The sequence below is a fragment of the Magnetospirillum sp. WYHS-4 genome, from assembly GCA_039908345.1.
GTDB lineage: Bacteria > Pseudomonadota > Alphaproteobacteria > Rhodospirillales > GLO-3 > JAMOBD01.
In genome coordinates, this window is sequence record JAMOBD010000129.1 from 1 (window position 1) to 2,604 (window position 2,604).

Annotated in this window: 3 protein-coding genes; 2 read left to right on the top strand and 1 reads right to left on the bottom strand. The window is 68.4% G+C overall.

Annotated features, from left to right (window positions below):
- On the bottom strand, positions 1-411 hold a 411-nt coding region (locus H7841_18210), incomplete at its 3' end, for a RecX family transcriptional regulator (protein ID MEO5338792.1).
- Between the two features lie 18 nt (positions 412-429).
- On the opposite strand from H7841_18210, the gene H7841_18215 reads away from it, so the two are divergent.
- Together H7841_18215 and H7841_18220 are read left to right on the top strand one after the other, a co-directional pair.
- Positions 430-1,224: an ABC transporter permease gene (locus H7841_18215; GenBank protein MEO5338793.1), complete on the top strand. Its 795-nt coding sequence runs from the start codon at positions 430-432 to the stop codon at positions 1,222-1,224.
- Between the two features lie 94 nt (positions 1,225-1,318).
- Positions 1,319-2,604, top strand: a 1,286-nt coding sequence (locus tag H7841_18220; protein ID MEO5338794.1) for a UvrD-helicase domain-containing protein, incomplete at its 3' end; no start/stop codon positions are given.

Genomic DNA, 2,604 nt, shown 5'->3' on the forward strand with positions numbered 1-2,604 from the left:
CGCCCGCCAGGGGCCCAGGCGCCGGCGCCGCGCCAGGGCGCGGGCGGCGGCGAATTCGGACCCTTCCTCCTCGCCGTCCAGCAGCCCTTCCACCAGATCGGGGGCGACGCCCTTTTGCAGGAGCTTGTTGCGCAGGGTGCGCGCCGAATCGCCCCGGCGCCGAAGGCTCGCCGCCTTGCCTTCCGCATAGAGCCGGTCGTCCAGCAACCCCCGCCCCGCCAGTTTGTCCAGCAGGGCTTCGATCCAGAGGGCGGCTTGGGCGCGGTCCGTTTCGTGTTCGCGGGCGGCCCGTTCCACCTTGCGCAGCAACACGCGCCTGAGGTTGGCGGCCGGTGTGGCGAAGCGCTCCAGGTAATGGAGCGCCGCCTTCTCCAGATACTCGGGCGTGACACGTCTTGCCTGGCGGGCCATGGCGGGATACTAACCCATATGCTTCAAGAAATCCGCCCCCTGGAAGGCTGTTCCAACTGGCTGGGCCTCTGGACGCTCTATGCGCGGGAGGTGCGGCGGTTTGTCAAGGTGCAGACCCAGACCGTCTGGGCCCCGGTGGTCACCACCTTGCTGTTCCTCGCCGTCTTCGCCCTGGCCCTGGGGGCGGAAGGGCGGATGGTGGACGGCATGCCCTTCCTGAAATTCCTCGCCCCCGGCCTGGTGGTCATGGCCATGGCCCAGAACGCCTTCGCCAACACCTCGTCGTCGGTGGTCATCGCCAAGGTGCAGGGCAACATCGTCGATACCCTGATGCCGCCGCTCACCGCCCACGAACTGACCTTCGCGCTCGCCATGGGCGGGGCGACGCGGGGCATCGTCGTCGGCTTCGCCGTTTCCGCCGCCATGATCCCGTTCGCGCCCCTGTCCGTCGAACATTGGGGCTACGTGGCCTACCACGGCTTCATGGGGTCCCTGATGCTGTCCCTGATGGGTACCGCCGGCGGCATCTGGTCGGTCAAGTTCGACCATATCGCCGCGGTGACCAACTTCGTCGTCACCCCGGCCGCCTTCCTGTCCGGCACCTTCTATTCCATCCGCCACCTACCCGAGCCGGCCCAGTGGATCGCCCACGCCAATCCCTTCTTCTACATGATCGACGGTTTCCGCTACGGCTTCGTCGGACGGTCCGACGGCGATCCGCTGGTGGGGGTCGTGGTCATGGCGGCGGCCAACGCGGCGCTCTGGGCGCTCTGCCGACGCATGTTCGCCACCGGCTACAAGCTGAAGGCCTGAGGCATGAGCATGGCGATTTCCGATGTCGGGCCCATAAGCCCCCGCAAACCCCTCTCCCACAAGGGGAGAGGGGCTTTTCCGGCGGAGGGCTAGAATGGCCGACCCCTTCGACTTCACCGACGAGCCGCCGCCGCCCGCCCGCGCGCCGGCCGCGCCGTCTCCCTATCTGGACGGCCTGAACGAATCCCAGCGCGAAGCCGTGCTGGCCACCGACGGGCCCGTCCTGATGCTGGCCGGGGCCGGCACCGGCAAGACCCGGGCCTTGACCGCCCGGCTGGCCCATATCCTGTTGCAGGGCAAGGCCCATCCGGGCGAGATCATGGCCGTCACCTTCACCAACAAGGCGGCCCGCGAGATGCGCGAGCGCGTCGCCGCCCTGCTGGGCCGGCCGGTGGAAGGATGGTGGGTCGGCACCTTCCATGCCCTGGGGGCGCGTATCGTCCGCGCCAACGCCGAACGGCTGGGCCTGCGGCCCGACTTCACCATCCTGGATGCCGACGACCAACTGCGTCTGGTCAAGCAATTGCTGGAAGCGCGCGGCATGGACGACAAGCGCGCCCCGGCGCGGGCGGTGCTGAACGCCATCTCGCGCTGGAAGGACCGGGGGCTGGAACCGCCCCGGGTGACCCCCGCCGAAGACACCGGGGAAGCCGACGGCCAAGCGCTGTCCCTCTACGGCGAGTACCAGGAGCGCCTGAAGACCCTGAACGCCTGCGATTTCGGCGATCTTTTGCTGCACGGCCTGACCCTGTTCCGCGAGGCGCCCGAGGTCCTGGCCCGCTACCAGCACCAGTTCCGCTACATCCTGGTCGACGAGTACCAGGACACCAACGTCGCCCAGTACCTCTGGCTGCGCGCCCTGGCCGGGCTGCACAAGAACCTCTGCTGCGTCGGCGACGACGATCAGTCGATTTATTCCTGGCGCGGCGCGGAAGTCGGTAACATCCTGCGCTTCGAGCAGGACTATCCGGGCGCCAAGGTGATCCGCCTGGAAAGGAACTACCGCTCGACGCCCCACATCCTGGGGGCGGCCTCGGGGCTGATCGCCTGCAACGCCGGCCGGCTGGGCAAGACGCTCTGGACCGACCTGAACGAGGGCGAGAAGGTCGCCTTGCGTGGCGTCTGGGACGGCATCGAGGAAGCCCGCGTGGTCTGCGAGGAAGTGGAAGCCCTGCAACGCAAGGGCCGTCGCTTGGCCGACATGGCCATCCTGGTGCGCGCCGGCTTCCAGACCCGCGAGTTCGAGGAACGGCTCATCGTGCTGGGCATTCCCTACCGGGTGGTGGGGGGCTTGCGGTTCTACGAGCGCCAGGAAATCCGCGACGCCATCGCCTATTTCCGCGTCGTCGTCCAGCCCGACGACGACCTGGCCTTCGAGCG